The sequence below is a fragment of the Uniformispora flossi genome, from assembly GCF_049534875.1.
Lineage (GTDB): Bacteria > Actinomycetota > Actinomycetes > Streptomycetales > Streptomycetaceae > Yinghuangia > Yinghuangia aomiensis.
In genome coordinates, this window is sequence record NZ_JBMULZ010000001.1 from 214,636 (window position 1) to 222,622 (window position 7,987).

6 protein-coding genes are annotated in these 7,987 nt (G+C 73.9%); 5 read left to right on the forward strand and 1 reads right to left on the reverse strand.

The annotated features are described in order from the left end of the window. Positions 1-4: 4 nt before the first annotated feature. The 4 genes from ACPA54_RS00945 to ACPA54_RS00960 are packed head-to-tail and all read left to right on the forward strand — an operon-like array spanning position 5 to position 4,998. Positions 5-856, forward strand: a complete 852-nt coding sequence (locus tag ACPA54_RS00945) for an alpha/beta fold hydrolase (protein WP_423525754.1) — start codon at positions 5-7, stop codon at positions 854-856. After that, positions 853-2,028, forward strand: coding sequence for a glycosyltransferase (locus tag ACPA54_RS00950; protein ID WP_423525755.1), 1,176 nt, complete (start codon positions 853-855; stop codon positions 2,026-2,028). The genes ACPA54_RS00945 and ACPA54_RS00950 overlap by 4 nt, the downstream gene beginning before the upstream one ends. Further along, positions 2,025-3,899, forward strand: coding sequence for a class I SAM-dependent methyltransferase (locus ACPA54_RS00955; protein ID WP_423525757.1), 1,875 nt, complete (start codon positions 2,025-2,027; stop codon positions 3,897-3,899). The genes ACPA54_RS00950 and ACPA54_RS00955 overlap by 4 nt, the downstream gene beginning before the upstream one ends. 49 nt (positions 3,900-3,948) lie before the next feature. Continuing rightward, entirely contained in the window at positions 3,949-4,998 is a 1,050-nt protein-coding gene (locus ACPA54_RS00960) for a hypothetical protein (RefSeq protein ID WP_423525759.1), read from the forward strand. Here ACPA54_RS00960 and ACPA54_RS00965 read toward each other — a convergent pair. Beyond that, positions 4,989-5,876: a LysR family transcriptional regulator gene (locus ACPA54_RS00965; protein ID WP_345676349.1), complete on the reverse strand. Its 888-nt coding sequence runs from the start codon at positions 5,874-5,876 to the stop codon at positions 4,989-4,991. The two genes, ACPA54_RS00960 and ACPA54_RS00965, sit on opposite strands and share 10 nt — an antisense overlap. A 362-nt stretch (positions 5,877-6,238) precedes the next feature. Between ACPA54_RS00965 and ACPA54_RS00970 the strand changes: the two genes are divergently transcribed. Beyond that, the gene (locus tag ACPA54_RS00970; RefSeq protein WP_423525761.1) at positions 6,239-7,921 is read left to right on the forward strand and encodes an alkaline phosphatase family protein; all 1,683 of its coding nucleotides are present in this window, start codon (positions 6,239-6,241) and stop codon (positions 7,919-7,921) included. Positions 7,922-7,987 lie beyond the last annotated feature (66 nt).

Below are 7,987 nucleotides of genomic sequence, written 5' to 3' on the forward strand. Positions count from 1 at the left end.
GGCGATGCACGTCGACGCCAACGGGCTCCGCTTCCACGTCCAGCACCTGCGCGGCGACCGGCCCGCCGCCGCGCGGCCGACCGTCGTCCTGCTGCACGGCCTCGTCCTGGACAACCTGTCCAGCCTCTACTACACGCTCGCACCGCCGATCGCCCGGGCCGGCTACGACGTGCTGCTGTACGACCAGCGCGGCCACGGCCGCACCGACCGTCCGCCGACCGGCTACGACCTGGACACCGCCGTCGACGACCTCGCCGCCGTCGTCAAAGCCTGCGGCATCACCCGCCCCGTGCACCTGGTCGGCAACAGCTACGGCGGCCTCGTCGCCCTCCACACCGCCTACCTGCACCCCGAATCGGTGGCGAGCGTCGTCCTCGTCGAAGGCCAGTCCCTCGATCCGCAGCACACCGGCGACCTGCCCGGCCCGGACGGCTACAAGGGCGGCTGGGTCGAGTCGATGGCGAACACGCTCAACCTCGTCGCCCTCGGCCTCGAACGCAACCGCTGGGACGCCTCCGCGGCCGCCGCCGACCGGCAGGCCCGCAAAGCCGCCCGGGTGCGCGCCGCCACCGACGCCCTGCTCAACGACACGACGCTCATCGAGGACGTCAGCACCGCCCGCCTCCTCACCCCCGGCCAACTCGCCGCCGTCCGCGGCCCCGTGCTCGCCCTCTTCGGCGCCGAATCGGACCTCGCCGCGTCCGGCCCGCTGCTCGCCGCCCTGCTGCCCGACTGCGACCTGGAGGTGTTCCCGGACGCCGCCCACGCCCTGCTGCGCGACGCACCCGACGCCTTGGTCGCGACGATCCTGCGCCGCCTCGACGCGCTGTCCGCGGCGGCCGGGAGCGCGGCATGAGATTCCTCTTCGTCGTGCCGCCGTTCACCGGACACGTCAATCCGGCGGCCGCCGTCGCCGCCGAACTCGCCGCACGCGGCCACCGCACCGCCTGGTGCGGCCCGCCGGAGACCGCCGACCTGCTGCCGCCGGACGCCGAACTCCACCCGTCCGACGGCGGCCCGCCGGACGGCTACGCCGTCCTGCACGGCGCCTGGCAAGGCCTACGCGGTGTCGGCGCCTTGCGCTTCCTGGTCGCCGACGTGCTGGTCCCGCTCGCCCGTGCGATGCTCCCGGCCGCGCTCGCCGCGATCGACACGGTCAAGCCGGACGTCGTGGTCGCCGACCAGCAGGCGTTCGCCGGGGCCGTCGCCGCCGAACTGCGCGGCGTGCCGTGGGTGACGTCGGCGACCACGTCGGTCGAATTCGCCCGGCCCTTCGAGGGGTTCCCCAAGGTCCACGCGTGGGTGCGCGACCAGGTCTGCCGGGTCGCCGACGACGCCGGACTCGGCCCGGGCTGGGACGCCCGCTTCGCCGCACCCGCCGCGCTGGTCTTCTCCACGCCGGAACTGTCCGGCACCGGACCGGACGTCCCGCCGCACCACCACTACGTGGGCCCGGCGTTCGGCGCCCGCCCGACCTCGGTCGGCTTCCCCTGGGAACGTCTCGTGTCCGACCGCCGCCGCGTCCTGGTCTCGCTCGGCACCCTCAACCGGGACGCCGGCACCCGGTTCTATCCGGCGGTCGCCGAAGCGTCCCGCGCACTCGCCGACCGCGCCCAGATCGTCATGGCCGCACCCGACGGGATGCTGTCCGCCGCCGGGAACGAGCACGTGCTCCGGCAGCAGTACGTGCCGCAGCTCGAACTCCTCCCGCACATGGACGCCGTCCTCACCCACGGCGGCCACAACACGGTGTGCGAGGCGCTGGCGTTCGGCCTGCCGCTCGTGGTCGCGCCGATCCGCGACGACCAGCCCCTCGTCGCCCGGCAGGTCGTGGACGCGGGGGCGGGCGTGCGGGTGCGGTTCGGGCGGGCGCACGTCCCGGAGATCCGGGCGGCGCTCGCGGCCGTGCTCGACGATCCGCGCCACCGGGAGGCCGCGCTGCGGATCCGTGCGTCGTTCGCGAAGGCGGGCGGCGCCCCGGCCGCGGCGGACCTGCTGGAGCGGCTGCCCGCGGAGGTGTGCGGATGAACACGGGCTTCTCGCCCTTCCCGTGGCTGGCCCTGCTGCTGCTCGCCGCCGTGCTGTTCGGCACGCTGCGGTCCCGGCGACGGCTGCGGCGCATACCCGTCCTCACGGCCCGAAGCCCGGCGCAGGCAGGCGAACAGGCGGACCGCGAAGCCGGCCCGCGGGACTTCGCATGGCTGACCGTCGCGGGAGTCACCGTCGACAAGGAACTCGAACACTCAGCCGTCGAGTTCGCGACCGCGCAGGGGCTGCTGGTTCTGGACCTCGTCCCCGGCGACATGGCGGTCGAGCCGCTGCTGGATCTGCTGCACGAGTTCGACCCGATCGCGTTCCGCACCGACCCGGTGGCGCGCGGCCGCGGCGCCGAGCACGCGCTGCTCGTCCACACCGACGTGCTGCGGCGTGCCGACGTCGCACCCGCCCGCGACCTCACGCGGGCCGAACTCGCCGACGTGACAGCCCGGTTGAAACGCTACGCGGCGCGTTCCACCGGACATGCGATCGCGCCCGGCCTGCGCGGTAACCCGCCGGACGCCCGCGCGTACAAGGCGCTGACCGCGGCGCGCGGCGGGTCGCCCGTCGGTTCGCTGGGCGGGCTGCTGGGTGAGACGGCCGCGTTCGCCGGCGCCGGGTACGGCACGCCGTTCTGGGGCCTGCTCGCGTTCGCCGCCTGGTGGGTGCAGCCGTACGCCGTCGTCGCGGGGAGCGCCCCGGTACGCCCGCGCGACGCGGCCGTGTCGACGCTCGGGCGTCCCTTCCTGGCCGCCGTCCGCTGGCTGCGGGCCGCCGCCGGACCCGCCGCACCCGCCCGGTGGACACCCGCGGAGGACGCCGCCCGCCGCTCCGCCTACGCCGCGGAACTCGCCGACGGCACCGACCGGTTCTTCGAACCTCGCGCCACTGCCTGCCCGTGGTGCGGATCGGACCGCCTCCGGGTGCGGCTGCGCACCAAAGACCGGCTGCAAGGCAAGCCCGGCCGGTTCGTCCTCGACCGGTGCCGGGGCTGCGGGCACACCTTCCAGAACCCGCGCCTTTCCCTCGACGGACTCTCCTTCTACTACCGCGACTTCTACGACGGCGTCGGCGCCGACGGGGCCGAGTCGATGTTCGCCGGCATGACCCGCCACTACCGGAACCGGGCCCGGCTCGTCCGGCGGCACGCGGAGCCCGCCCGGTGGCTGGACGTCGGCACCGGCCACGCCCACATGTGCCTGGTCGGGAAGTCCGAACTCCCGGACACCGCCTTCGACGGGCTCGACCTCGGCGCGGGCGTCGAGGAAGCCGCCCGGCGCGGCTGGATCGACCACGCCTACGTCGGCCAGTTCCCCGACCACGCCGACTCCCTCGCGGGACGCTACGACGTGGTCAGCATGCACCACTACCTGGAGCACACCCGCGACCCCGGCGCCGAACTCGACGCTGCCGCCAAGGTCGTCACTCCCGGCGGACACCTGCTGATCGAAGTGCCCGACCCGCAGTGCTGGTACGCGCGCCTGCTGCACCGGCGCTGGCACCCGTGGTTCCAGCCCCAGCACCAGCACTTCGTCCCCCTCGGCAACCTCACCCAGGCGCTGACGGCGCGCGGCTTCACCGTCGCCGAGGTCGAACGCGGACCCGCGCACCAAGGGCAGCTGTTCATGGCCGCGGCCACCGCGACGCTGGCCGCCGTCGCCCCGGATCCCCGGCAGCCGTGGGCCGTGCCCCGGTTCGCACCGGCCCGGCGCGTGTGGCGCGGGGCGGCCGCAGCTGTGTTCGTGCCCGTGTTCGCCGCGGCCGCCCTGCTCGACCTGCTCGGGTCCGCCGCCGCGCGCACGCTGGGCCCGGCGGGCGGCAGCGACGCCTACCGGGTGCTGGCCCGCAAAGAACCCGGGTGACGCCCGCCCGGGCCGCACACGCCTCTTGCCCGTTCCCGAAAGGACGTCCATGGCTCTCGTCGACCGCCGGGACGCGGCACCCGTCCTGCGCGTCGTGCCGTTCTCGTTCGCGCAGGCCTTCGGGCACGCCCCCGCCGGCGTCTGGACCGCGCCCTACGCCGTCCGGCTGGCGGGCGTGCCCGGCCGCGAAGGCATCATCGTCCCGGTGGGCGCGAACGTCGTCATGGCGGCCGCACCGCGCACCGACGGCATCCTGCGGATCGGCTCGCTCGACCGGCCGCTCGAATCCGTCGAAGTCCCCGTCCACGGCACCGGACACCACGTGCCCGGCTGGGCGGCCCCGATCGTCGAGACCGCACACGCCCTCGCCCGCCTCGGCGGCCCCGGGCCCGGCGCCGACCTGCTCCTGCACGCCGACCTGCCCGACGACACCGGCCTCGCCCCGTCCGTGCCGCTGTCCGGTGCCACCGCACTCGCCTGGACCGCCCTCCACGGGCCGCGGCTGACCGCCCTCACCCTCGACGCGCTGCTCCGCAACACCGTCGACCCGCCGCACGACACCGCGGACGGCAACGCCCTGCGCAGCGCCGCATTGTGCGGCGGCGACGGGCACGCCCTGCTGGTCGGCTCGGCCGGCCCGGTCGGCGAGCAGCCGTGCGACCTGGCGGCGGCCGAGCTGCGGATGATGCTGATCGTGCCGCGCGAACAGCCGCCCGCGCGGGGCGCGGCGGCATCGGTCGCGGCGTCGCTGCGCGGTGCTCGCGACGAGGTCCGGCGGGCGGGCCGGATGGCCGCGCTGCTGCGCGACGGGCGCATGGCGGAGGCACTCGCCCTGGTGACCGCGACGCAGCGGGCCCGGGTGCCGGGCTACGGCGGCAGTTGGGCGGACACCGACCCGGTGGTCGCGGCGGCGTGCCGGGCCGGCGCGTTCGGCGCGCGGGCGGCGGGCGGCGGGACGGCGGTGGCCGCGTTCCTGCCGGTCGCCGCGGCGGCCCGGGTGCGGACGGCGGTGGCCGCGGTGTTCCGCGGGCAGGGGCGTCCGGTGCCGCGGTTCCTGACGATGGTGGGCGGGGCCGTGGCCGGGCCCGCTCACGCGTAGTCGAGTTCCCGCACCCCGTGCATCCGGGCGTACGCGCACAGCGCGCGGATCTGCGGCGTCATGGGCTTGCGCAGCCACGCCAGGCCCATGGTGCGGGTCAGCGGCGGGGAGAACGACCGGACGCCGATCGTGCCGGTGAACCGCTGCGCGAGGTCCGCGTACCACAGCGCGGAGCCGACCCCGGCGGCCACGCAGGCCAGCCACGCGCCGCGGTCGTCGGTCTCCATGGCCGTCCGGGGGCGGATGCCGTGGAAGTCGAACAGCATCGCGAAGTCGCGGCCGCGCGGCGAATCCGCGGGCGGCTTGATCATCGGCAGGCCGTCCAAGGCACGCCACGGCACCGGGTCGGGCAGCGGCGTGTCCGGCGGGGACACCAGCACCACTTCGTGGCGGCGCAGGGGATGCACCCGGAAGTCGGCGGGCATCGGCAGGTCGGCGAGGATCAGGTCGGCGTCGCCCTTGCGCAGGGCGGTGAACAGGGCGTCCCGGGTGGGTTCGCAGTCGACGGCGACGTCGATCTCCGGGCGCTTGGCGCGGAAGCCGGGCAGCAGGCCGCTCATGAAGTCGATCGCCAGGGTCTGGGTGGTGGCCAGGCGCAGCGCGCTGCGGCCGGTGTCCGCGTCGGCCGGGCCGACGGAGTCCTCGATGGCGCGGACGCCGTCCAGCACCCGGCGGGCCAGCGCGGCGACCCGGACGCCTTCCGGCGTGAGCGCCATACCGCGTCCGGAGCGGACGAACAGCTCGACTTTCAGCTCGCGTTCCAGGGATTGGAGGGATCGCGACAGCGCCGGCTGGACGACGAAGAGGGCCTGTGCAGCCGCGGTCATGCTCCCGTGCTCGACAACGGCGATGAGGTAACGCAGTTGCTGGAGAGTCACATTCCGCACCGTACCCCTGCGTATGGTCCGGGTCACCCTATCCGCGTGGTTTCCTCTTCCCGCAGCAGCCAAATGGGCGTCATCGGTTGGCCATCCCCAGGCAAAATCCACAGCAAACCGGAAGCGGCACGGACCGTTTCGGCATCGGTCCATGTCGGCTCGGTCGGATTGCGCCACCGCCCCCGGAAAAGCCGCAGGCCACCGGCGCACCGCCGACTCGTGTGCCGATTCCGCGCGTTGTGACCTCCGGCGCGGCACCGCACGATGCCCCGCGGCCGACTCGGCCGGCACCACCGGAACGACCCGGATCTCCCGAAAGCGGATCTCCCGACCAGGATCTCCCGACCAAGGAGGGCCCCATCGTGCCGCACCTCGCACGCCGGCCGTGGACCGCGGCGGTCGCCGCGCTCTGCGCCGGCGCCGCGGCCGCGGCGACCGCAGGCATCATGGCGCTGAGCGCCACACCCGCCTCGGCCGCGGCACTACCGAAATTCGACCACGTCGTGATCGTCGTCCACGAGAACACGAACTACGAAGACGTGGTCGGCAACGCGCAGATGCCCTACATCAACTCGCTCATCAGCGGCGGCGCCTCGTTCACGAACTTCCACGGCGAGTCGCACCCCAGCCAGGGCAACTACTTCGCGATGTTCTCCGGCGCCACCCAAGGCGCCACCTCGGACTCCTGCCCCGAACCCGGCCAGCCGTACGGCGCCGACAACCTCGGCAAGCAACTCCTCGACGCCGGCAAGACCTTCGGCAGCTACAACGAGGACTGGGACGGCAACCCGGCCACCTGCACCACCGCCAAGTACGCGCGCAAGCACAACCCGTGGTTCGCGTTCTCCAACGTGCCCACCAGCACCGCCCACAAGATGAGCGACTTCCCCACCGACTACACCCAACTGCCCACCGTGTCCTTCGTCGTGCCGAACCTGTGCAACGACATGCACGACCCCGGGTGCACCGCCACCGGCGACACCTGGACCAAGAACAAACTCGACGGCTACGCCCAGTGGGCCAAGACGCACAACAGCCTGCTGATCGTCACCTGGGACGAGGACGCGTTCCGCTCCCAGAACCAGATCGCCACGGTCTACTACGGCGCGAACGTCAAAACCGGGACCTACGGCACCAACTACAACCACTACAACACCATGCGCACCCTCGAGGACATGTACGGGCTGCGCACCTCCGGCCAGGCCTCCAACGTCTCCGCGATCAGCGAAGTGTGGAACGGCGGCACCAGCTCGCCGCCCGCCGTCGCCAACCCCGGACCGCAGGCATCCGTCGTCGGCCAAGCCGTCAACGTGCCGCTGTCGGTGAGCGGCGGAACCGCGCCGTACACCTGCACGTTCACCGGCCTCCCGGCCGGCCTGTCCAACCCGTCGAACGGCTGCGCGGTGCAGGGCACGCCGACCGCACAAGGCACCTACAACGTGTCCGCAACGGCCAAGGACAGCACCAACCAGACCTCCGCGGCCGTTTCCTTCACCTGGACGGTCAGCCCGAGCGGCGGAGGCGGAACCGCACCCGCCGTCACCAACCCCGGAAACCAGAGCACCCAGACCGGCACCGCCGTCAACCTGCAAGTGCAGACCACCGGTTCGCCCGCGCCCACCTGCACGGCCACCGGACTGCCCGCCGGACTGTCGATCAACTCCGGCTGCCTCGTCACCGGCACCCCGAGCACCGCGGGCACGTCCAACGTGACCGTCACCGCCGCCAACTCGGCCGGGACCGCCGCCACGTCGTTCACCTGGACGGTCACCCCGCCCGCGAGCGGCCTGCGCGTCACCAACCCCGGCAACCAGAAGTCGACGTTCAACAAGAGCGTCAGCCTCACCCTGCAAGTCGCCGGCGGCACCGCGCCCTACACCTGCTCCGCCACCGGCCTGCCCACCGGCCTGTGGATGAACCCGACCAACTGCCAGATCAGCGGCAGCGCGTGGAGCACCGGCACCACCAACGTGTCCGTCACCGCGAAGGACGCGGCCGGCGCCACCGCAAGCACCTCGTTCACGTGGACGGTCGCGTGGTTCTGACCCTCCGCCCCTGACGGGCAACCGTCCCGATGACCGGTCGGTGCGCGGGCCCCACTCCCCGGGGCC